Below are 22,075 nucleotides of genomic sequence, written 5' to 3' on the forward strand. Positions count from 1 at the left end.
TGACCCCACCGGGTCGCTCTGTGACCTCATGTGACACCGCAAGTCCATGCACACATGAATATGTCGTTGTGACGGCGGGCACGAAATCGGGCGTGGCACCATGCGAAGGTCCAGGTGTCCAACCTGGTCGTGACCGACCACCTGTCCTCTACCTTCCATACGGAGAGAACTCATGTCCCAGACCAACGCCCTGACCGAACGCCTCGATGCCGGTCCGGTGATCTGCGCCGAAGGCTTCCTGTTCGAGCTCGAGAAGCGCGGATACCTGTCCGCCGGTGAATTCGTGCCCGAGGTTGCCCTCGAGTTCCCCGATGCCCTGCGCTCCCTGCACGTGGACTTCCAACGCGCCGGCTCGGACATCGTCGAGGCCTTCACCTACAACGGGCACCGTGAGAAGATGCGGGTCATCGGCAAGGAGGACCTGCTCGAACCTCTCAACCGCTCAGCTCTCCAGATCGCCCGCAGCGTCGCTGATGCCAAGCCCGGAAACTTCATGGCCGGCAACATCTCGAACTCGAACATCTGGGATCCGGAGAGCCCCGAGCGTCAGGCCGAAGTCCGGTCGATGTTCACCGAGATGGTGGGCTGGGCTGTGGACGAGGGTGCTGACCTCATCATCGGAGAGACCTTCTACTTCGCCGGCGAAGCAATCGCCGCAGCCGAGATCGCCAAGGCCAGCGGACTGCCCGTCGTTCTCACTCTGGCTCCCATGGCCTTCCAGCAGATGGCTGACGGCGTCGGCATCGTCGAGACTGCGCAGAAACTCGAACAGCTGGGCGTCGACGTCGTCGGCCTCAACTGCTTCCGCGGACCTGAGACGATGCTGCCGTGGCTCAAGCAGATCCGCGCCGCTGTGTCCTGTCACGTCGGTGCGCTGCCCATCCCCTACCGGACCACGGAGAAGGAGCCAACGTTCTTCAACCTCTCCGATCCGCACGCCGCAGTGGCCTCACCGCACGGACGGACGTTCCCGACCGCGCTCGACCCGCTGCAGACGAACCGCTACGAGATCGGCGCGTTCGCGAAGGAAGCCTACGACCTGGGCGTCAATTACATCGGCGTGTGCTGCGGCGCGACCCCGATGCACATCCGCGAAGTCGCCGAGGCGGTCGGGCTGACCACCGACGCCAGCCGTTTCTCCGAGAACATGAAGAACCACTTCATGTACGGCGACAACGAGCGCCTAGCTGAGAACGTCGTCGCCCTCGGCAGCACTGCCTAAGGCACAGCAGCCAACAGCATCACGCACCACGCACCAGCAGTGCCATAACCTCCAGTTGCAAGGGGAGGTTATGGCACTGAGTGTTTGACGCGTTGCTACATGTGTCAGTAGCGACTTCCGGTAGGAGATTCAGGTGTAGGTGGCTATCGCCTAGCTGGACTGGTCTTCAAGCTCTTCCAAGGAGACTGTGCCCGTGCGCACCGCGCGCAGCACACGATAGGTCCGAACCACCCTAGGCAGAGTGATTAGGAGCAGCCCGCCGAGCATGTTGAACGGGATGACGATCGCAAACCATTTCAGCAGATCCAGCATCGAGATATCTGCCCCGGCCAACATGGCGGCGAAGATGACGATCGCGTTGAGAGCGCCGTGGAGCATGCCGAGGCCGATGAGCAGCAGACCCGATGCCATGCTGACGATGGCCAAGACGACGTCGTTCGAGGTGCCCTGTGACATCCGAGTCGACAATGTGACGGTGGCGCCCGCCAAGAGCGACAGCGCGATCATCACCACCAGCGACGGTTGGTCGATGTATTTCACGGCCGTTTCGATCATCGTCGAGTGGTAGTCGGGAAGCGCCAACACCATCAGCCCAGCAAAGGCCAGGCCCCCGACCAGGTTGGTCACCAGGGTCACCGCCCACAGGCGGACGACCTGAAGCACGTTGGCCTGGCCTGCGATCACCGCGTTGATGGGCAGCAGAAACTCTTCAGTGAACAGTTCCGAGTGTGCAAGCTTCAACGCCAGCAGACCCGTACCGAAGGCGAGACCTGCCAGCACATCAGAACCTGTTGTCTGCTTGACCAACACCATCGCCAGAATGCCCAGGCCCACGTCGACACCGCCGAAGAATCCGGTGACGACGAGCTCCGGCCACTTCCGATTCAGACGTTTTGCCCCCGCAACCACGGCCGCGGTTGCTTCATCCACCAGTTCGTCTTCGAGGTCGAAGTCATTCGTCCCAAGGCGCCGACGCTGTTCTCTCTGGGTCATCGTCACAGTGTATTTGTGGAGACTGTGCTCTGCCAGAGACGGCGAGTCAGCAGCAAGCGACTCGGCCACCATCACACACTAAGAGCGTCAAAACCTCCAATTGCAACGGGAGGTTTTGACGCTCTTAGTGTGCAGCGAGATGTTTTGGCATGCTGTGCCGCTGGCTCGGCCGCAGCACAGCGGCGGTGCCACGTCGGCGGCACCTTCAGCCCAGCCGCGTCAGCCCTGCGGCGTCACGCCGATCGAGTCGAGTGCCTTCTCCAGACGCTCGATCGTGCCGTCGATGTCACCGAGCTTGTCGAGACCGAACAGGCCGATCCTGAAGCTCGAGAAGTCCTCCGGCTCGTCGCACTGCAGCGGTACGCCGGCAGCGATCTGCACGCCGACCTCCTTGAAGCTCGCACCGGTGGCCAGCTTCGGGTTGTCCGTGTGGACGACGACCACGCTGGGCGAGGCGAATTCCGGTGCTGCGACCGACGGGAGTCCGCGATCGGCGAAGACCTTGCGGACACGGTCGCCGAGTTCGAACTGAGCGGCAGCCAGTTTGTCGAAGCCGCGCTCCTGAGTCTCAAGCATGAGTGCGGCGTTGTGCGCGAGCGAGTCCGTGGGCATCGTCGCGTGGTACGGCGCGCGGCCCTCTTCGTACTCGTCGGCGATGAACAGCCACTTCTTGAGGTCCATGGCGAAGCTCGACGAGGTGCTGGCCTCGACGGCGGCCCGTCCGGCCTCGCTGAGCATGACGTAACCGGCGCACGGGGTTCCGCTCCAGCCCTTCTGCGGAGCGCTGATGAGCACGTCGACGCCGAGGTCGCTCATCGACGCCCACACCGCACCCGAAGCGATGCAGTCGAGGACGAAGACTCCGCCGACGTTATGGACGGCGTCGCTGACGGCCTTGATGTAGTCATCGGGCAGCAGCATGCCCGAGGCGGTTTCCACATGGGGAGCGAACACGACGGCCGGGCGTTCGCGCTCGATGGCGTCGACCACCTCGGCGACGGGGGCGGGAGCCCATGCCGACTGGTGCTCGTCGGACTGCGGGGAGGCTTTGAGCACGGTCGTCTCGCTGGCGATGGATCCGGCGTCGAGGATCTGCGACCAGCGGAAGGAGAACAGGCCGTTGCGCACGACGAGGCACTTCTTGCCGGTCGCGATCTGTCGGGCCACTGCCTCCATCGCGTAGCTACCGCCACCTGGGACGATAGCCACGCTGTGCGCGTCGTAGGCCTCTCGCAGGACGCGGTTGACATCCTGCATCACGGAGACGAACCGACCGGACATGTGATTGAGCGATCGGTCGGTGAAGACCACCGAGTATTCGAGCAGGCCGTCAGGGTCGATATCTTCATGTGGCAAAGTCATGTCCCCAACATTGCCACGTTCGGCGGGTTTGGGCTACTGAGGCCGAAGTGTGAGAACGCCGAGGCTGCCGTTGGGCCCTGATCAGTGCTCGTCGGTTCAGTGCTCGTCGATGATGTGGGCCCCGGGCGCCGGGCCCGTTGTCCGCAGCGCCTCTTTGACTCCGCGCGTGGCCTGGAGCAGAACCGCGAGGTCGAGGGCATGGTGGGCGTCGCGGGCGAGGAATCCGATCGTCGGCCCTGATCCGCTCAGCAGGGGCAGGAGTGCACCGGCGTCGCGTCCGGCCTCCATCACCTCGGCGAGTTCCGGCATGTACGACACCGCCGCCTCGGTGAGGTCGTTGACCGCCGCACCGGCGAGCGTGTCGAGGTCGCCAGCGGCGAGCGCCGTGAGCACCTCAGCAGGGACGACAGCGGGCTCGGGATCCGGGTTGAGGTCGTCGAAGCGGGAGTAGACCGTCGGGGTCGACAGCTGACTCGCCGAGGTGGCCATGACCCAATGGAATGATCCCCGGGTCAGGACGGGGCTGAGTTTCTCCCCGCGTCCGTGGCCGATGGCCGTTCCCCCGCGGAGGAGGAACGCAACGTCCGCTCCGACTTCGACCGCGCAGTCGTGGAGCAGGCCGTCGTCGACTCCCCCGATAAGGTGCGCGGCACCGCACAGCGCAGCGGCGGCGTCGGCTGATCCGCCGCCCATGCCGCCGGCCACCGGCACCTGCTTGTCAATGATGATGTCGAGGTCGCGCAGGACGTCGACATCGCGTTCGTCCTCGAGGGCGCTGATGAGGAGGTTGACGGCTCTGCGGGCGAAGTTCGCATCACCCTGGGGCACGTCGGCATCGGCGTACCTGCCCCTGACAACGATTGAACCGTTGCCGCCGGGGACGAGGGTAAGGGTCTCACCGAGGTTGAGCGCCTGGAACACGGTCGCGAGTTCGTGATACCCGTCGTCACCCGACTTGCCCACGCCGAGGTGGACGTTGATCTTCCCGGGCGCCCACACCTTCACCGGTGTCGGGATGCCCGAGACCGGGTGCAGCTGGGCAGTCATGACGGGGACCCTGCTTCGGGTGTTTCGTCCGAGGTGTCAGCGAGGCGTGCTGCGGCCAGGCGTTCGAAGTCCGCGACTCCGAGCGCCTCTCCCCTGGTCTTCGGGTCGATCCCGGCGGCGATGAGCAGCTCTTCGGCGTGCTGCGGGCTGCCGGCCCACGTGGCAAGTGCCGCGCGCAGCGTCTTGCGGCGCTGGGCGAACGCAGCGTCGACGACGCTGAACAGGCGTCGGCGCTGGGCCGGGTCGCGATGGGTGCGGGAAACGTCGATGTGGACGAGCCCGGAGTCGATGTTCGGGGCAGGCCAGAACACGTTCTTGCCGATTCGTCCGGCCAGGGTGACGTCGCCGTACCACTGAGCCTTCACGCTCGGGACCCCATAGGTGCGAGAACCGGGGCCGGCGGCGAGGCGTTCGGCGACTTCGAGCTGGACCATGACGAGCACGGACTTCAGGCTCGGAAAGATCTCGAGGAAGTGCAGGAGCACCGGCACGGCGACGTTGTAGGGCAGGTTGGCGACGAGAGCCTGGGGTTCGCGCGGCAGTTCGGTGATCTTGAGGGCATCGGCGTTGACGAGGTCGAAGTTCGCACCCTGGTCGGCGGCAGGCTCGGCGGAGGACACGGTCGCAGCGGATGTCGACGAATCCGTGTATTTCGCGATCGTCGAGGGCAGCCTCGAGGCCAGGACCTCGTCGATCTCCACAGCAGTCACGTGGTGGCCGGCTTCCAGGAGCCCCAGGGTCAGAGAACCGAGGCCGGGCCCGATCTCGACGACGTTCTGCACGCCTTCGAGTTTGGCCGACGTGACGATCGAGCGCACAGTATTGGGGTCGATGACGAAGTTCTGCCCCTTCTGCTTCGTTGGGCGCAGGCCGATGTCAGCGGCGATTTCGCGGATGTCGCGGGCGGTCAATAACGTCACAGCCAACAACTTACATCACTGGTTCTTCACCGCGTTCCCCGAACACACCCGCACCCACACCCGCACCCTGCGCGATAGGGTGAACGGTATGGATCCGCAGACTCTCACCGAACTCCTCGACGTCTCCGTCCTCGACCGGCTCGACCGGATCGACGACCTGCCTGCGGACGAGCTCGCCCGATCAACGGCGCTGCGCAAAGAGGGCTATTCCGCCGAAGTGACTGCCGCCTTGCTCACTCAGGCGCGGTTGCGAACGGAGGCCGAAGCGAAATTCGGTCCTTTCGCCGCCGAAATGCTCTTCACCCGCGACGGTCTGGCCCAAGCCACGCGTCTGCCGGTCGCGGCCCACCATGCCCGCCGCCTCCTCGGCGAGGGTGCCGGCGAGAGTGCCGGAGGAAGTGCAGCCGCGCCCACCACGATCGCGGACCTCGGCTGCGGGATCGGCGCGGACTCCTTCGCCTTCGCCGGAATGGGTGCCCAGGTCACGGCCGTCGATTCCGATGAGGTCACAGCAGCCATAGCCAGCTTCAACCTGCGCCACCTGGCCAATGCCGATGTCGAACACGCGCACGCCGAAGACATCGACACCGCCGACTTCGACGCGCTGTGGTTCGACCCCGCCCGACGCTCGATCGGCAAGGGCAACAAACGCGGCTCGACCCTGCGCATCGCCGACCCCGAGGACTTCTCGCCGTCCCTGTCGTGGGTCATCGACAAGGCTATCGCGGCGAAGGCAGCCGGGGTCAAGCTCGGCCCGGCCCTCGATCATGAGCTCATTCCCGACGAGGCTGAAGCCCAGTGGGTCTCCCACGCCGGCGAAGTCGTCGAGGTCTGCCTCTACTTCGGCACCGCCCGCCAGCGCCCCGGACGCAACGCCCTCGTCATGGGCGACCGCACGCTACTCGTCCACGAGGACGATCTGCCGACCGAGGATGAGGACGGTGTCGGAGAACTCGGCCAGTACCTCCTCGAACCTGACGGCGCCATCGTCCGTGCGGGCCTCGTCACCGCCCTCTGCCCACCGCTGCAGGCTCGTCGTCTGCACCCGAAGATCGCCTATCTGACCACGGACGTCGCACCCACCGGTCCCGCAGCCACGGGAGTCAGAGCCTTTGAGATCACCGATGTCCTGCCCGCGAAGGTCCCGAGCCTGCGCAAGGAGCTCATCAGCCGCGGCATCGGTTCGGTCGTCATCAAGAAGCGCGGCGCCGACATCGTCCCCGACCAGGTCCGACGCCAGCTCAAGCTCCCGTCGGGCGGTGACAAGGCAACCCTGGTCTTCACCCGACTAGGCGATCGCCACGTCGTCCTCCTGACCCAACCGCTCTGACCCGACTGGCCTTCCGCCAACTGCTCGCTCCGACACTGCCCCAATCCCCGATTTGAGGAGACTCACCATGAACCGTTCCGATGCCCTCATCACCGCACCAGAGCTGCTCGCTCGCCTGGCAGACGACGGATCCACGCCGAGGCTGCTCGACGTCCGTTGGACCCTGACCAAGCCCGATGGTCGGGATGACTTCACCGCCGGCCACATCCCCGGTGCGATCTACGTCGATCTCGACACCGAACTCGCCGACCACTCTTCTCGCGATGCGACTGCCGGTCGTCATCCGCTGCCCTCGGCTGCGGCCTTCCAGGAGCAGGTCCGGGCCTGGGGCATCGACCAGCTCACCGACGTCATCGTCTATGACGACAACTCCGGGCAGGGCGCTGCCCGCGCATGGTGGCTGCTGCAGTGGGCTGGCCTGAAGGCCCGAGTCCTCGACGGCGGCCTGGGCGCCTACGTCGCAGCCGGTGGCGAGCTGGCGACCGGAGCCGGCGAACCTGTCCAGCCGAGCACCGTCACCATCATCCCGGATTCGATGCCGGTCATCGATGCCGACGCCGCAGCCGCTTGGAACGGAGTCCTCCTCGACGCCCGCGCCGGCGAACGCTTCCGCGGTGAGACCGAACCGCTCGATTCGAAGGCCGGCCATATCCCCGGCGCGAAGAACGCGCCGGCATCGGAAAACACCGACAATGGAACGTTCCTCGACGAGGACTCCTTGCGCCGGCGCTTCGCGGGCCTCGGCGCCCTCGATCAGCCGGTCGGCGTCTACTGCGGATCCGGCGTCTCTGCCTGCCACAATGCTCTGGCACTGGCGACCCTCGGCATCGAGACGAGCCTCTACCCTGCCAGTTGGTCCGGCTGGTCCTCGGATCCGCAGCGCCCGGTCGAGACCGGCGCCTGAACCACACAAGCCGGGCAGCTCAGTTGCAGCCGGGGGCCCCAGTTGCAGCTGGGGGTCTCAGCTGCAGTCGGGAGCCTGATCACTGCCGTCGTATTTCACGGGCAGCTTCCCCGCCGCTGTGAGGTCGCCCTTGAGCCACTTCGCGACGGCTTTCAACGCGTATTCGTTGCTATCGTAGGCGGTCACCGCGGCCTTGGCCGAGGTATTGCGCATCGTCCACGGGGCAGCGGTGCCCACAGCCACCTCGGCGGAGGTGTTGGGACTCAGGCTCACACTCGTGCCACCGGATCCCACACTGATCCCCGCGTCCTTCGCGGCGGCCGTCAGGGCGGTCTTCTCCTTCTCACTGCCACCGACGATCGAGATCGAATCGGTGCCCTTGTAGGAACACTTGCCCTTGAGGACCGTCAGGGACTTCTCGCCCACCTCGGTGAGGACCTTCTCCGGATCTTTCGCCCCAAGATCCTTCGCCCCAGCATTCCCCGCGCCGTCTGAGTCCGACCCGGAAGAGTCCGACCCGGAACCAGACGATTCGGCGTCCGCCAGACCCTTCTGCACATCGGCGGTGGCCAGCTGCATTGCGACGACTCGGCGCGCTTTCTTCTTCAGGTCGGACTTCTTGAGGTCGCCGTCCTTCATCGCCTTGACCACGGCTTGCTGCCCCGCGGCCGAGTCCGGCGGCATCAGCGCAAGATCTGCACCCGCCTGCAGGGCCTTGACCGTCTCACCGCCGCGCAGATTCTGGTTCACAGCCTCCATGTTCAGAGCATCGGTGATGATGACCCCGTCGTAGTCGAGCTTCGTCCGCAGCGCTGTGTACGCCTTGGGATTGAGCGTGGCAGGCGTGGTCTTCGCGTCCGGCAGACCGATGTGGCCCATCATGACCATGGGCACGCCGGCCTTGACCGCGGACTTGAACGGCAGCAGGTCCGTGTCCTCGAGCTCGTCGATGCTCTTCTGCGACACGGGCAGTGCCTTGTGCGAATCGACGTGGAGGCGACCGTGGCCTGGGAAGTGCTTCGCGGCACTGCCCACTCCCCCGAGGTGGTATCCGGTGACCGCCTCAGCGACCACCTCGGCGGCGTTCTTGTAGTCATCGCCGGCCGAGCGCACATTGATCGCCACGTCCTTGGGTCCCGTCGTGACGTCGGCATCGGGGGCGAAGTCGATCGTGAATCCGAGGTCGGCAAGGTTGCGTCCCTGCACGGCCGTCGCGGTTTGCGTCAGCTCCGGATCTTGGGCGGCGCCGAACGCCATGAGCGGCGGGAACGGCAGAGCACCGGTGCTCAGCCGTGAGACCGGACCGCCCTCCTGATCGACCCCGATCGACACGGGCTGACCTTTCGTGCGCGCCCCGGTGATCGCCTTGGTGACGCCCTTGACCTGGTCAGACGTTGGATCCTGCGGCAGATTGTCACCCATGATGATGACCCCGCCGAGGTGGTTCTTCGTCACGAGGTTCACCCCAGTCTGGGTGTCGGTGCCCGACCAGGTGCCGATGATGAGGGACCCGGCGAGCTCCTCGTCGGAGAAGGAATCGACGATGCCCTTGGCCTGATCCGCGAAGTCGGCGGGACCGACCTCTGTCGGAGCCGGCGACGGGGACTGAGCGGATTCGGCGCCGGTACCGGGTCCGGACCCTGACGAACTCGCCTTAGGGTCACTGGTTCCACCGGAGCAGCCGGCGAGGACAAGTGCCGTGGTCAATGCCATGATGCTGAGGCCTACACGCATGCCACCATGCTATCGGCTCGAGTGATCTGCGTTTCGAATCACGGGGTCGGGACCGGAAATTCGGGCACTGGCCACTATGATCGGTCCATGGTCGATTTTGCACGCTCACCCCGCTCCACTTTGGGAGTCGAATGGGAACTGGCTCTGCTTGACGGTGAGAGCCTTGATCTGACTCCCGCCGCCGAGGCACTCCTGGCCGATGTCGCCGAGCATGCACCCGAGTTCGAGAAGAAGATCGTGGGCGAGATGCTCACGAACACGATCGAACTCGTCACCGGCGTCCATCACACGGTCTCCGGGATCGCCGAGGACCTGGCTGGGTCGATGGGTGCCCTGCGCGCTCTCACCGAGGAACGCGGAGTCGAACTCATGTCGGCCGGCACGCACCCGTTCGCGCAGTGGCAGTCGCAGGAGGTCCGGGCCAAGGACCGCTACCTCGAACTCGTCGACCGCACTCAGTGGTGGGGCCGGAACATGCTGATCTTCGGCGTGCACGTCCATGTCGGCATCGACTCCCGCGACAAGGTCCTGCCGATCCTCAACTCCCTCCTCGCCTACGTCCCACACCTGCAGGCGATCAGCGCCTCGTCGCCCTTCTGGGGCGGCACGGACACCGGCTATGCGTCGAACCGCGCGATGATGTTCCAGCAGCTGCCCACTGCGGGCCTGCCGTTCCAGTTCGAGAAATGGTCGGACTACGAGAAGTACGTCGCGGACATGCTCACCACCGGCATCATCGACACCATCAACGAGATCCGCTGGGACATCCGCCCCGCCCCGAACTGGGGCACGGTCGAGGTTCGGGTCTGCGACGGCCTGCCGACTCTCGAGGAGATCACGGCGATCACTGCTCTTATCCAGTGCCTCGTCGATGACTTCTCCGAACGCCTCGACAACGGTGAGACCCTGCCGACCATGCCGGACTGGTTCCACGACGAGAACAAGTGGCGCGCTGCCCGTTACGGCATGGACGCGATCATCATCGAGAACGCCGAGGCCGATGAGCGTCTCGTCACCGAGTGCCTGGCCGATGAGATCGAGCGTCTGACTCCGGTTGCAACCCGTCTTGGCTGCCTCGACGAGCTCAACTCGATCACGGCGATCATCGAGCGCGGAGTGCCGTACCAGCGGCTGAAGAACGTGTTCCAGACGACTGGATCGCTCACCGAGGTCACACGCTCGCTCATCAAGGATCTGCGCACCTCGTACACCTGAGTCTGCCGATAGGTGTCGCAGTCACCTGCAGGTGCGGCAAGTCTGCCTACAGGTGCGGGCGCAGCAGCTCCAAGAGTGTCGGAAGCGCCGAGGCGACCCCCGGATGCAGGTTGTAGTCGCCCAGTTCCGCGATCGGCACCCAGCTCAGCTCGATGCTCTCCGGATCACTGATGACGGGTTCCAGATGGCGCAGAGTCCGCGCGATGACCGTCGTGTACGACCAGGTGTCGAGGTCGAGGACATGAGTCTCAAGGATCTCGATGTCGTGGCCGTTGGGATCGGGAACCCCGGCTTCCTCCCAGGATTCGCGAATGGCCGCATCAATTGCAGACTCCCCGATGTCGCGGGCTCCGCCGGGAAATCCCCAGGTGCCGCCCTCGATCGACCACAGCGCCCGATGCTGCATGAGGATTCCCTGCTCCGGGTCGAGGAGCATGAGTCCGGCCGCACCATTGAGGCCCCAATGCTTCTGCCCGTCGGAACCGACGGTCAGCCCGTCCCCGGAGCGCCGAGGCGGCAGGGAGTGGGGCAGGTCCGCTGAGTTCGGATCAGACGAGGACATGATCAACATCCAATGAGGAGACGGCGGCGAACGACAGATCGCTGGGTCCGATGCCGCGTCGCACAAGCTCGGTGCCGAGCGCTGCGACCATGGCGCCGTTGTCCGTGCACAGCTTCAGCGGTGGCACTCGCAGGGTCACCCCCGCCTCGGCGCACCGGGCTCCGAGCACCTCGCGCAGGTGGGAGTTCGCGGCGACTCCCCCGCCGAGGACGACGTGGTTGATCCCGGTGTCGGCGGCGGCCAGCAGCGTCTTGGTCACGAGCACGTCGACGACGGCGTCTTCGAATCCGGCGGCGACGTCGGCGACGCGCAGATCGGCACCGAGAGTCTCTGCCTTCGTGACCTCCCGCAGGGCTGCGGTCTTGAGGCCGGAGAACGAGAAGTTATAGCGGCGTTCGGGATCGCGCAGGTCCTGCTTCTTTGCGAGCCCTCTGGGGAACTTCACGGCAGTGCGATCACCTGGCGTTCCAGTGCCGTCGAGTAATCCCAGAGCGGCCTTCGAGATGTTGGGCCCGCCCGGGTAGTTGAGCCCCAGCAGGCGCGCAGTCTTGTCGAAGGCCTCACCGGCAGCGTCGTCGATCGTGGCGCCGAGGAGCTCGATGTCGGTCACGACGTCGCCGATGCGCAGGATCTCCGTGTGCCCACCGGAGACGAGGAGGGCGATGGTCGGGGTCGTCAGGCCGTCGATGTCCTCGGCCACGAGGTCGACGGCAACGTGGGCGGCGAGGTGATTGACCCCGTAGAGCGGCAGGTCGAGTGCGGCTGCGAGTCCTTTGGCCGCGCCGACTCCGACCATGAGGGCACCGCTGAGGCCGGGACCTGCCGTGACCGCGATCGCGTCGAGGTCGGTCAGCGCGACACCGGCCTCCTCACACGCCGAGGCGATGGCCGGACCGATGGCCTGGACGTGGGCGCGTGAAGCGACCTCGGGGACGACTCCACCGAACCGAACATGTTCATCCATCGAGGACGACACCGTGTTCGTCAGCAGAGCGCGTCCCCGCACGATCCCGACTCCGGTCTCATCGCAGGAGGATTCGATGCCCAGGACGAGCGGTTCGCTGCCACGAGGTTCGCTCATACAGCTCCCCCGCCGAGGCTGCCCTCCGCAGCCGTGTCCGCGCCGGTCTCGCTGTGCTCGAGATCGAGATCGGCGTAGATCGTGAGCAGTTCCGGTTCGGTCGCTTCGGGGACGTCGAGTCCGAGGACTCGAGCGAACAGTCGCAGGTGGGTGTCCCACATCGGTCCGAAGTCGGCGGCCTTGAGGCGAGCGCTCTCGTCATCGGGCGCGGACTGGGTGAAGACGAGGAGCGTCGCCTCACCGTCGGTGAGTTCGAGGCGCAGCAGCTGGATCCCGAGCACACCGAAGTCGTCGAACTCGACGAGGATGTGATCCTCGGGCTCAAAGCTCAGGACTTCGCCGTTGAGCGTGGTCTCACCGAGGTCGAAGCTGATCGCCGAGTTGGCGTCCTCGGAATCGTCTGTGGATTCACCGGCAGGGTCGCTGACGGTGAAGGGCGCGAACCAGGCGCCAGCCGTCTCACTGTCGACGAGCTTCGCCCAGACAGTCGAGAGGTCGACGGCCAGCGGCAGCTCGATGACGAGATCGGTGCCGTTCTCCCAGTTCACCAAGCGTGGACTGGTCGTGGTCATGCTTCCACCCAAGCCTCGTTGAGGGCGGTGATCTCATCATCCGCCAGCTGCATCTCGGTTCCGACGAACAGTTCGGTCAGCTGTTCGGGCACCCGCGCTGAGGCGATCGTCGAGGGGATGAAATCGTGTGTCAGCTGCCAGGCCACGGCTGTCGCGGTCATCGTTGCGTCGTGGGCAGAGGCGACATCGTGGAGGATCTCGAGGGCACGCAGTGCTTCCTGGTTGTCGAGGAAGTCGGCCACGCGTTCGCCGCGGACGCTGCCGGTGGCGTCTCCACCGGTGTGCTTGCCGGTGAGGAAGCCGGAGGCCAGGGAGTGGAATGGAAGCTCTGCGATGCCTTGGCTGCGCAGGTAGGCCTGCTTCTGCGGATCGACCGCGCCGCGGGAGACGAGGTTGTACCGGTCCTGCACAACTCGGTAGCAGGCAAGCGAATACTTCGCGCTGATCTTCATTGCCGACTGCAGGCGGTCAAGGCGGAAGTTCGAGGCACCGAGGTAGCTGACCTTTCCGGAGCGGACCAGGGCGTCGAAGGTTTCGGCCACGGCGACCTGGTCGACGTCTTCATCATCGGCATGGGCGTAGTAGACGTCGATGCGATCCGTACCGAGTCGACGCAGCGAGGCGTCGACGCACTCGCGGATGTTGGCCGGATCGAGGCCTTTGTGCTTCGGATGCATTCCGCCCTTGGTGGCGATGATCATCTCGTCGCGGTTGCCGCGCGCCTTCATCCATTCGCCGATGATCGTCTCCGACTCACCGCCGACATTTCCGTCGACCCAGACGGAATAGGCGTCTGCAGTGTCGATGAAGTTTCCGCCGGCTGCAGCGTAGGCATCGAGGACAGCGAAGCTCTGGTCGCGGTCGGCGCCCCAGCCGAAGGGATTGCCTCCCAGCTGCAGCGGATGGACCATCAGATTCGTGTCTGCCAATTGCACTCGTGTCATAGCCCCAGCTTACCCGCTGGTAGAGCTGGCCGGAGGGTTCGGGGATTCATTAGGACAGGCTAGACTCAGTGATCAACGAGGGCTGTAGTGCACCGTGTGACTCGTCCGGATCAACGCTGACTCAGAGGAATACTCATGACTGAACCATTCTCCACTCGGCTCAAGGCCAGCACCGCCACCATCCACGACGAAGTCGAACACACGACGTTCATGATCGACCTCATGGAGGGCCGCCTCGATGCAGCTGCCTATTCGCTTCTGATCAGGCAGTACGAGGTCGTCTACGCAGCCCTGGAGAAGAAGTCACGCGACTTCGCTGAGGATCCCGTCTTCGCACCGTTCCACGACGAATCACTGTCCCGTCATGATCGGATCCGCAATGATCTGCGTGAGCTCGGCGGAACCGAGCTGCCGGCCACCCGCAGCGCCGAAGCCTATGCGGCACACCTCGACGCTCTCGAGACTCCTGAACAGATCATCGCCCACCACTACACTCGCTACCTCGGCGATCTGTCAGGCGGGCAGGCAATCGGCGCTCTCATGGGCAGGCACTACGGACTTCCCTCCAGCGCACTGACGATCTGGGACTTCACCGACTTGGGCAAAACGAAGCCGTACAAGGATGCCTACCGCCTGCGGCTCAATGAGATCGCAAGCACCGGCGGTGATGAGCAGGTCGTCATCGACGAGACGATGACCGCGTTCACGCTCAACGGCGAACTTCTCGCCGAGCTGACAGCGATGACTCAGCACCCGGCAGTCCCTGTCGCGTAGTTGCGGCACGAAGCACCCGGAGCCTCAACCACCACGGAAGTGCTGTTGACAGCAGCATCATCTCCGCTGTTGGATTTGGCACATGGACAGTCGCACATGGTTCGACTCATCAGCACAGTGGCTGAGGACTCTCCTCCCCGCTGTCAACGGCCGATTGGACGTTCCAGCTCTTGGGGAATGGGATGTACGCGCACTTCTCGGACACACATGTCGTGCCTTCATCACTGTGGAGCGCTATCTCAGCGCTGGCGCCGACGCGCCGCCGAACACACAACCGGATCTCGACTCGGCCGAGGACTATTTTCGTGCCGCTGCGGCTTCGCTGTCCGACCCTCAGCGGGTCACGCAACGAGGGAATGACGCCGGCCGAGACCTCGGGGACGATCCCGCTGCGAGTGCCGAGGCGATGATCCTACGAGTCTGCAGTCTGGTCGCTCGGACACCGGACCATGCCATTGTCATGACACCTGTCGGTGCCATGCAGCTCGACGCCTATCTGCCGACACGTGCGTTCGAACTGACTGTGCATGGAATCGACCTCGCTGTGGTCACGAAGCAGCAGGTACCCGAGCACCTTCATCAGAACATCAGCTCTGCCATTGCACTCAGCTCGCTGATTGCCACACCAGAGCAGTCATTGCGGCTGCTGCGGACGATCACGGGCCGGGAGGAACTGCCTCCAGACTTCACCATCATCTGAGGCCCGACCGATCCATTTGCGCCTAGTCCGCGGTGTCGCGGATGAGGGAGTCCGAATCCCGCGCCGGAATCACTGCAGCCTCCGTTCCTGATCCGCACAGGCAGGATTGTGTGCGACAGAATAGGCCTATGTCCGATGATGAGAAATTGTTCCAGATGCCCTTCAACCCTCAGCCACGCGAATTCGCCGGCCACCCGATGCCCGCACCGCTGCTCGACCTGATGAAGAAGATCGCAGATACAGGGCATGCCTGAATCGCGAACTCCACACCTCGATGAGCACGCTACTCCGGCGGCAAGCGGTGCTGCATGAGGATCGCGTCAGCTCCCGGGTAGTAGTCCGAACGCCGGCCCCACTCCTCGAACCCGAATGATCGGTACAGGGCCAAGGCCGATTCATTGCGCTCGTCGACTTCAAGATGGACGACATGGGCACCTCTCGAACGAGCCCAGTCGATCCCAGCGCTCAGAAGGGATCGTCCGATGCCCTGGCCGCGAGCCGCCTCGGTGGTAGCGATCGTCATCACATCGGCTTCACTGCCACTGGCAGACATGACGATCCACCCGGCCAACTCCCCCACCGAATCCGAAGGTCGCTGCCCCACCGAATCAGAAGGTCGCTGCCCTCCCACAGCAGCAGAGCTGTCCCCCGCCGAGGCGGTTCTGGCCTGGAACATGGCCGTTCCCGACTGCGCCATGACCGCCCAGTAGTAGCTCACGGTCCACGCGGTAGGGCCGAAGATCCGGGCATCGTTGTCAGCGATCTCCGCCAGGTCCCACCAGTGGAGATCGCCGATGGTCGTGTCGCTGCGCACCGCCGGTCCGGTCATCATCGGCTCACTTCAACGTGCTCGCGCGCACCGGTGTCGCCTTGGCATCGGGATCGCGCAGATACTCCGGGACCGGTTCGGCCAGCTCACGGCCGGCAACGATCTCTCTGGATGCGGCGAACGCCAGGTATTCGGCGCGCGGATCGACGATCGTGGGGAAGCTGGACTTTCCGAGGACGTCGGGATAGAGGACGAACCCGCGGCCGAGGCGGCCAGCGATTTCCGTCTGGCCAGCAGCGGCGAGGACGGTGTCGACTTCGGCAGGCTTCGCGACGAACGGGCCGGCGGCCAGCGACGCATCCGAGGCCTCGTAGACGCTGAAATACACTTCTCTGCGCCGCGCATCAGCGGCGATGAGCACTGGTCCCACAGTCTGGGTGTTGGTTCGCTGCAGTTCTTCGGCGAGCGCTGCTTGGGACAGGAGTCCCTTGACTGGGATGCCTCGCGCCTGGCCGACCGCAATTCCGGCGGCGATGCCGACCCGCAGACCGGTGAAGGGTCCCGGACCGATCCCGGTCACGACGAGTTCAGGCTCCACCGGATCGGCCAGCACGCGCGCCAGGGCGGGTCCGATGAATTCGACGTGTCTGCGCTGGTCATCGGCATGCTCGGCGGCAAGTACGGTGTCCGACTCCGTGTCGACGAGAGCGACAGACGCTGACTGCGACGTATCGATGCTGAGAATGATCATGCTGTGTCCTCTTCGTCTGCGGTGACTGTCACGATAGCGCGAATTGATGCATCCAGCCGCTGCCAGCGTTCGTCCCAAGTGTCGCCGTGACCATGCAGGTCGACGATGCGATGCTCGTCTGGTTCGGACTCGTCGTCGCCGGCGGTGACGTCCGTGTCGTCTTCGCCGCCGGCGCCGATCTCATCCTCGAACACCGGCGTGATCGTCAGACTCAGGTAGTCGGCACTGAGCTGCTCGGCGAGTCCTTCGCCCCATTCGACAACCGTGATCGACTCGTCGAGTTCGGAGTCGAGATCGAGGTCCTCGAGTTCCTCGGCATCCGAGAGCCGGTACGCATCCACGTGCACAAGTGCTGGGCCCTCACCCAGTGAGGGGTGCTCGCGCGCAATGACGAACGTCGGCGACGTGATCCGCCCGGCGACATCGAGGGCCCGCCCCAGGGACTGGGTGAACGTCGTCTTGCCCGCACCGAGATTGCCACTGAGGATGAGGAGATCGCCGGCCCGCAGATTCTCTGCGAGCACCTCGGCGAAGGTCCTCATCTGCGCCAACGATGAGATCTGAACTCTCATCAGACTTCCCGACGATCCACACGCGCGCTGAGACGGGCGACGATCTCGTAGTTGATCGTGTCCGCCCATGCACCCCATTCGGCGGCGCTGGGACCGCCCGGCCCGAAGATCACGGCTTCATCGCCGATGGCCACTTCGTCGTCACCGACGTCGATGATCATCTGGTCCATCGCAATCCGACCCACAACGGGATACCGCTTGCCACGGACGCTGACCTCTGCCCGGTTCGACGCCGACCGAGGGATCCCGTCCCCGTACCCACCGGGGATGAGAGCGAAACGCGTGTCCGCCTCGGCGGTGAATGTCAGCCCGTAGGAGGCACCGTGCCCGCGAGGGATGTCCTTGACGTTGATGACGTGGGAGACCAAACGCATTACGGGTGTCAGCCCCATGTCTGTGGGCCCGCGATCCTCGAACGGGGAGAGCCCGTAGAGTGCCAGGCCGACCCGCGCTGAGTTCCCTGGGAACGGAGACAGCGAGAGCGCACCGGGCGAATTCGCAATGTGGACCTCAAGACGGTCCGATTCGCCGAGGCGGCCCTGCGTTGCGTCGAGAAGCGCCGTCAGATCCCGGTGGGCTGAGGTGAAGGCCTGAATCTGCTCGCCGGTCTCAGGACGTGCGGGTTCATCGGCGACGGCGAAATGGCTCATGATGCCCACAACTTCGAGCCGGGGCTCGGGCTCGTCGGCAACGGTCTGCAGACGTTTGAGCGCCAGGGCGAAGTCGACAGGGGCCAACCCATTGCGGCCGAGTCCGCTGTCGATTTTGAGGTGGATGCGAGCAGCGGTGTGCGTGGCCTCGGCTGCGGCGCGGAGCCGGTCGAGACTGTCGACTGTCGAGACGCCCAGTTCGATCCCGGCCGCGACGGCCGCATCCAGGTCTGTCGTCGAACTGTAGAGCCAGGCGGTGATGGTGACCTCGTCGCCGAGGATCTCCCGCAGCTGCAGGGCTTCGCTGATGGTCGCGACGCAGAAGTCGCGCTGACCAGCGGCGAAGAGCGCTGTGGCGACGATGTCGACGCCATGACCGTAGGCGTTGGCCTTGACGACGCATTTGAGTCGGGCCGGCGCGAGTCGCTCGGCGAGGACCGCCGCGTTGGCCTGCAGCGCGGCCACGTCGATCTCTGCCCGGACCAGTGCCTCTGAAGTGTCGATTGATGTCACTGGATAAGAATACCGTCCGCCATGCCCAGGCGTTCGCCTGCGGTCATCCTCCACCCAGCGAGCGACTGTGGATGAGGTCGCCCGCAACCTCGACGACGGCGTCGACGAGTGTGCCCGCATTCACCGCGCGGTATCCGGCCGCATTATGGATGAGCACGGCGAGGCCGACGATGTGCGCCCAGTCCCGATCCGGCAGCGGAGCCTCAGGCGAGGTCTGCTGACTCTCCGCCGATGCCTGTTGCCGGGTGGCGTGGAAGACGGCGAGCATGGCGCCGATGATGCCTGCCAGGACGTCACCGGAACCGGCCGTGGCCAGGCTCGCGGGTCCCGCTTCGGGCAGGACGCAGAAACCGTCGGGGCAGGCGATGACCGTCTGGTGGCCTTTGAGCAGCACAATGCAGCCGCTGAGCTTCGCCGCCCGCTTGGCCCACCCGATCGGGTCCGCGGTGATCCTCGACGAGGTGATGATCTCGCCGAGGATGCGGCTGAGCAGGCGGGCCAGCTCCCCCGCGTGCGGGGTCAGGACCACAGGCCTCTTCGCCAGCCAGGTCCCTCTCACGGAGTCGGCGCGGCCGACCATCTCGAGGGCTCCCGCATCGAGGACGACGGGAATGCTCGTATCGGTCAGCGCGTCGACGGCGTCCCGGAGGAATTCGTCCTCGGGGTCGCCTGGGCCCATGACCAGGGCATTCATGCGTCCCGATGCCGTGACCACCTCGGCGTGAAGTCCGAGCACGAACTCCGCAACCAAGGGCGAACCCAGGTACCTGACCATTCCGATGCCGCAGTTGACCGCCGAGGTGGTCGTCAGGACTCCTGCACCCGGGTACTCCTCGGACCCGGCGAGGACGCCGACGACTCCGCGGGAGTACTTATACCCCTGGGCGTCGGGGCGGGGGAATTCCGCGATGAGATCTTCGGAGTCGAGCACCTCGCCCGCCGCCGCCGACTGTGCCGGGTGGAGACCGATGTCGACGACGTGGACCTCGCCGGTGAACCTGCTCACCCGCGGGTCGATGAGTTCGGCCTTCAGCCCGCCGAAGGTCACCGTGTGATCGGCGTGGAGCCGATCGTCGGCACCGGTCTCGGCCGGAGACAGGTCAGATGGGACATCGACGGCGACGAGGATGCTGTCGTCCCTGGGGGTCCAGTCCTTGATGAGTGAGGCGATATGGGGCGGGAGTCCGCGCCTGCCACCGGTGCCGAGGATTCCGTCGAGGACGAGGTCGGCCCGGGTGAGTTCCCGCAGGATGTCCCCGCGGGTGTCACCCGCAGACCTGGCTGCGGGATACGCGATGACGTCGGCTCCGGCACGCTGCGCAGCGGCCAGCCCGTCGATGTGAGTGCCCTCGAACAGGGTGACGACGGTGATCTTGGCACCCCTGCGGCTCAGCGCGGCAGCGGCGAAGAGTGCGTCGCCGGCATTGTTGCCCGGCCCCGCCAGCACGCACGCGCGAGCGCCCGCGACTTGGCCCCGAGCCGTTCGGATCTCGTCGGCGCAGAACCGTGCCAGTGCCTGCGCGGCGCGGGCCATGAGTGGGACGCCGGCATCGATCAGCGGACCTTCGGCCTCACGGATGACCGTGCTGGGATAGGCGAATACCACCATCGACTTCTCCTTCTCACTCGTGCGAGAGCTGAGCGAGCTTCCGCCCAGCCAGATGGGCCAGGAACAGCGCGTGGTCGGCCAGTCCCTCATCACTGTGACGGGCCCGCGGCGAATGGTTGGCTTCGCGTTCCTCGACGGGCAGGTTCGGCAGGGCCACTCCGAAGTGTCCGTAGGCCCCCGGCACCTGTTCGAGCACGCGGGAGAAGTCCTCGGACCCGGGGATCGGGTTCGGTCGGACCACGGCACGATCGGCACCGAAGAGGTCGGCGAACGTGTCGAGGAAGAAGTCGGCTTCCTCATCGTTGTTGATCGTCGGCGGCAGAACTCGTTCGTAGTCGACGTCGGCTTCGAGGCCGTGGGCGGCGACGAGTTCGGTGACCAGCTGAGGCAGCTCAGCCTCGGCGCGGGCGGTGACCTCATCGGAGAACGTGCGCACGCTGACGACGAGTTCCGCGAAGTCGGGGATGACGTTGGGGGCAGTGCCCCCGTTGAACTGGCCGACGGTGATGACGAGAGGGTCGAAGATGTCGAATCGCCTGGTCACGTATTCCTGGAGCTGCCCGACGAGCATGGCCCCGACCTGGATGGGGTCGCGGCCCGTCGCCGGGCGGGAAGCGTGCGTGCCCTTGCCGCGGACCGTGATGGACATCTTCGAAAACGCTGCCATGTACGAGCCCCGCCGGCAGTAGGCAACACCGAGGTCCTGGTCAGCGGAGACGTGGATGCCATAGGCAGCCTTGACCCGAGGACCGGCGGCGTCGAGGACACCTTCCTCGATCATCTTCCCGGCTCCGTCATAGCCTTCTTCGCCGGGCTGGAACATGAAGACCACGTCGCCGGGCAGGGAGTCCCGGTCACGGTGGAGGAGTTTGAGCGCACCGACGAGGCCGGTCGTGTGCAGGTCGTGACCGCACGCGTGCATCCGGCCGGTCGTGGCTGCGAAGTCGAATCCTGTCGCTTCCGACACCGGCAGGCCGTCCATGTCTCCGCGCAGCAGCACTGCGGGCACAACACCGGTCGAGTCGTTCTTCCGCTGGCCGCCGCGGAGGACGACGACGAGAGAGGAGAGTCCGTTGCCCTTCGTGACCTCGATATCAAGGCCTTCGATGGCCTCGAGGACCAGCTTCTGCGTGGCCGGCAGATCAAGCCCGGTTTCCACGTTCTCATGCAGGGCACGACGCAGAGTGACGAGGCCGGGCGCAATATCCGCGGCATCCTCGGTGCTGGGCAGGTGGACGTCGGATGTCGCAGCGGCGTCAGTGACGGTGGTATCGGTGGTATCGGTGGTATCGGTGGTGACGGTGTCGGTATCGGAGCTCATGGTCCGAGTCTATTGCCGACCTCGCCGAGGTGAGGCCGAGGTCCGCACAGCGGAACCTCATCGCGCGCCTGAAGTCGGAACCAGAACCCTACCTGGGCCCAAGTGCGTGCCCGAAATGCTCCGCATCCCAATCCACGCCGGGGCTGAGCGAGGGCCCCTCGCCTTCGACGATGACGAAGGTCATGGTGAGGTTCGCGTCGTGAGTGATCGAGAGGTGGATGTTCGTTGCCCCGATGCGGTGGAAATGTTCGAGGACCAGACCCCGCAGGCGGAATGAGGGCGCACCGGACCTCGCGGGGACCACCTCGGCGGATTGCCAGGGCAGCCATCCGGGGAAGCCGATCGCCTTCTTCAGGGCCTCCTTGGCGGAGAATCTCGCCGCCAAGGAGGCATCCGTGCGTCGTTTGCCGTTGCGTTTGAGCTGTTCGGCTGGGGTGAGCAGGCGATCGAGGAGTTCGGGGACACGCTCGATGTGCTCGGCAAAGCGCGGCACATCGGCGATGTCGGTGCCGATTCCCAGAATCGCCATG

23 protein-coding genes are annotated in these 22,075 nt (G+C 65.2%); 7 read left to right on the forward strand and 16 right to left on the reverse strand.

What is annotated here, in order from left to right; all coding sequences use genetic code 11:
* Nucleotides 1–172: 172 nt before the first annotated feature.
* On the forward strand, nt 173–1,222 hold the full coding sequence (locus tag MPN20_RS06320) for a homocysteine S-methyltransferase family protein (RefSeq protein ID WP_242780595.1): 1,050 nt from the start codon (nt 173–175) through the stop codon (nt 1,220–1,222).
* Between the two features lie 150 nt (nt 1,223–1,372).
* On the opposite strand, the gene MPN20_RS06325 is transcribed toward MPN20_RS06320, so the two are convergent.
* The 4 genes from MPN20_RS06325 to rsmA all read right to left on the reverse strand — a co-directional run bounded on the left by MPN20_RS06325 (nt 1,373) and on the right by rsmA (nt 5,544).
* Nucleotides 1,373–2,215: a formate/nitrite transporter family protein gene (locus tag MPN20_RS06325; RefSeq protein WP_242780597.1), complete on the reverse strand. Its 843-nt coding sequence runs from the start codon at nt 2,213–2,215 to the stop codon at nt 1,373–1,375.
* 219 nt (nt 2,216–2,434) lie between these two features.
* A complete protein-coding gene (locus tag MPN20_RS06330) occupies nt 2,435–3,577 on the reverse strand; it encodes an alanine--glyoxylate aminotransferase family protein (RefSeq protein WP_242780599.1) in 1,143 nt (380 codons plus the stop codon).
* Nucleotides 3,578–3,673: 96 nt separating this feature from the next.
* A complete protein-coding gene (locus tag MPN20_RS06335; RefSeq protein WP_242780601.1) occupies nt 3,674–4,624 on the reverse strand; it encodes a 4-(cytidine 5'-diphospho)-2-C-methyl-D-erythritol kinase in 951 nt (316 codons plus the stop codon).
* Entirely contained in the window at nt 4,621–5,544 is a 924-nt protein-coding gene (rsmA, locus tag MPN20_RS06340; RefSeq protein WP_242780603.1) for a 16S rRNA (adenine(1518)-N(6)/adenine(1519)-N(6))-dimethyltransferase RsmA, read from the reverse strand. Before rsmA ends, MPN20_RS06335 begins: the two co-directional genes overlap by 4 nt.
* Before the next feature lie 88 nt (nt 5,545–5,632).
* Here rsmA and MPN20_RS06345 point away from each other — a divergent pair, with 88 nt between their 5' ends.
* Both MPN20_RS06345 and MPN20_RS06350 read left to right on the forward strand, forming a co-directional pair.
* A complete protein-coding gene (locus MPN20_RS06345) occupies nt 5,633–6,874 on the forward strand; it encodes a class I SAM-dependent methyltransferase (RefSeq protein ID WP_242780604.1) in 1,242 nt (413 codons plus the stop codon).
* A gap of 67 nt (nt 6,875–6,941) precedes the next feature.
* Nucleotides 6,942–7,778 carry a sulfurtransferase gene (locus MPN20_RS06350; RefSeq protein WP_242780606.1) on the forward strand — a complete coding sequence of 279 codons (837 nt, stop codon included), beginning with the start codon at nt 6,942–6,944 and terminating at the stop codon, nt 7,776–7,778.
* A 57-nt stretch (nt 7,779–7,835) separates the two neighbouring features.
* On the opposite strand, the gene MPN20_RS06355 is transcribed toward MPN20_RS06350, so the two are convergent.
* The gene (locus tag MPN20_RS06355) at nt 7,836–9,512 is read right to left on the reverse strand and encodes a glycoside hydrolase family 3 N-terminal domain-containing protein (protein ID WP_242780608.1); all 1,677 of its coding nucleotides are present in this window, start codon (nt 9,510–9,512) and stop codon (nt 7,836–7,838) included.
* Between the two features lie 87 nt (nt 9,513–9,599).
* Between MPN20_RS06355 and MPN20_RS06360 the strand changes: the two genes are divergently transcribed.
* A complete protein-coding gene (locus MPN20_RS06360) occupies nt 9,600–10,727 on the forward strand; it encodes a glutamate--cysteine ligase (protein ID WP_242780610.1) in 1,128 nt (375 codons plus the stop codon).
* 46 nt (nt 10,728–10,773) lie between these two features.
* On the opposite strand, the gene MPN20_RS06365 is transcribed toward MPN20_RS06360, so the two are convergent.
* From MPN20_RS06365 to MPN20_RS06380, 4 genes are read right to left on the reverse strand one after another with little or no spacing between them, the layout of a single operon-like run.
* A complete protein-coding gene (locus MPN20_RS06365) occupies nt 10,774–11,289 on the reverse strand; it encodes an NUDIX hydrolase (RefSeq protein ID WP_242780612.1) in 516 nt (171 codons plus the stop codon).
* The gene (gene tsaD, locus MPN20_RS06370) at nt 11,276–12,370 is read right to left on the reverse strand and encodes a tRNA (adenosine(37)-N6)-threonylcarbamoyltransferase complex transferase subunit TsaD (protein WP_242780614.1); all 1,095 of its coding nucleotides are present in this window, start codon (nt 12,368–12,370) and stop codon (nt 11,276–11,278) included. Before tsaD ends, MPN20_RS06365 begins: the two co-directional genes overlap by 14 nt.
* Nucleotides 12,367–12,942, reverse strand: a complete 576-nt coding sequence (locus MPN20_RS06375) for a hypothetical protein (protein WP_242780616.1) — start codon at nt 12,940–12,942, stop codon at nt 12,367–12,369. The genes tsaD and MPN20_RS06375 overlap by 4 nt, the downstream gene beginning before the upstream one ends.
* Nucleotides 12,939–13,886 carry an aldo/keto reductase gene (locus MPN20_RS06380; protein ID WP_242780618.1) on the reverse strand — a complete coding sequence of 316 codons (948 nt, stop codon included), beginning with the start codon at nt 13,884–13,886 and terminating at the stop codon, nt 12,939–12,941. The genes MPN20_RS06375 and MPN20_RS06380 overlap by 4 nt, the downstream gene beginning before the upstream one ends.
* A 135-nt stretch (nt 13,887–14,021) precedes the next feature.
* Between MPN20_RS06380 and MPN20_RS06385 the strand changes: the two genes are divergently transcribed.
* From MPN20_RS06385 to MPN20_RS17290, 3 genes are all read left to right on the forward strand, one after another.
* Nucleotides 14,022–14,660, forward strand: coding sequence for a biliverdin-producing heme oxygenase (locus MPN20_RS06385; protein ID WP_242780620.1), 639 nt, complete (start codon nt 14,022–14,024; stop codon nt 14,658–14,660).
* Between the two features lie 82 nt (nt 14,661–14,742).
* Nucleotides 14,743–15,360 carry a maleylpyruvate isomerase N-terminal domain-containing protein gene (locus tag MPN20_RS06390; RefSeq protein WP_242780622.1) on the forward strand — a complete coding sequence of 206 codons (618 nt, stop codon included), beginning with the start codon at nt 14,743–14,745 and terminating at the stop codon, nt 15,358–15,360.
* Nucleotides 15,361–15,488: 128 nt separating this feature from the next.
* Nucleotides 15,489–15,614, forward strand: coding sequence for a hypothetical protein (locus MPN20_RS17290; RefSeq protein ID WP_278189707.1), 126 nt, complete (start codon nt 15,489–15,491; stop codon nt 15,612–15,614).
* A 29-nt stretch (nt 15,615–15,643) separates the two neighbouring features.
* On the opposite strand, the gene MPN20_RS06395 is transcribed toward MPN20_RS17290, so the two are convergent.
* The 7 genes from MPN20_RS06395 to MPN20_RS06425 form a co-directional block, all read right to left on the reverse strand.
* Complete coding sequence (locus MPN20_RS06395) at nt 15,644–16,192, reverse strand: GNAT family N-acetyltransferase (protein WP_242780624.1); 549 nt, start codon at nt 16,190–16,192, stop codon at nt 15,644–15,646.
* 4 nt (nt 16,193–16,196) lie between these two features.
* The gene (tsaB, locus tag MPN20_RS06400) at nt 16,197–16,880 is read right to left on the reverse strand and encodes a tRNA (adenosine(37)-N6)-threonylcarbamoyltransferase complex dimerization subunit type 1 TsaB (RefSeq protein ID WP_242780626.1); all 684 of its coding nucleotides are present in this window, start codon (nt 16,878–16,880) and stop codon (nt 16,197–16,199) included.
* On the reverse strand, nt 16,877–17,452 hold the full coding sequence (gene tsaE / locus MPN20_RS06405) for a tRNA (adenosine(37)-N6)-threonylcarbamoyltransferase complex ATPase subunit type 1 TsaE (RefSeq protein WP_347566804.1): 576 nt from the start codon (nt 17,450–17,452) through the stop codon (nt 16,877–16,879). Before tsaE ends, tsaB begins: the two co-directional genes overlap by 4 nt.
* Nucleotides 17,452–18,615, reverse strand: a complete 1,164-nt coding sequence (gene alr / locus MPN20_RS06410; RefSeq protein ID WP_242780628.1) for an alanine racemase — start codon at nt 18,613–18,615, stop codon at nt 17,452–17,454. Before alr ends, tsaE begins: the two co-directional genes overlap by 1 nt.
* Before the next feature lie 43 nt (nt 18,616–18,658).
* Nucleotides 18,659–20,224: an NAD(P)H-hydrate dehydratase gene (locus tag MPN20_RS06415; RefSeq protein ID WP_242780630.1), complete on the reverse strand. Its 1,566-nt coding sequence runs from the start codon at nt 20,222–20,224 to the stop codon at nt 18,659–18,661.
* Between the two features lie 13 nt (nt 20,225–20,237).
* Nucleotides 20,238–21,545: a M20 family metallopeptidase gene (locus MPN20_RS06420; protein WP_242780632.1), complete on the reverse strand. Its 1,308-nt coding sequence runs from the start codon at nt 21,543–21,545 to the stop codon at nt 20,238–20,240.
* Between the two features lie 88 nt (nt 21,546–21,633).
* The gene (locus MPN20_RS06425) at nt 21,634–22,074 is read right to left on the reverse strand and encodes a holo-ACP synthase (RefSeq protein ID WP_242780633.1); all 441 of its coding nucleotides are present in this window, start codon (nt 22,072–22,074) and stop codon (nt 21,634–21,636) included.
* Nucleotide 22,075 lies beyond the last annotated feature (1 nt).

This window comes from Brevibacterium sp. ZH18, assembly GCF_022748595.1.
Lineage (GTDB): Bacteria > Actinomycetota > Actinomycetes > Actinomycetales > Brevibacteriaceae > Brevibacterium.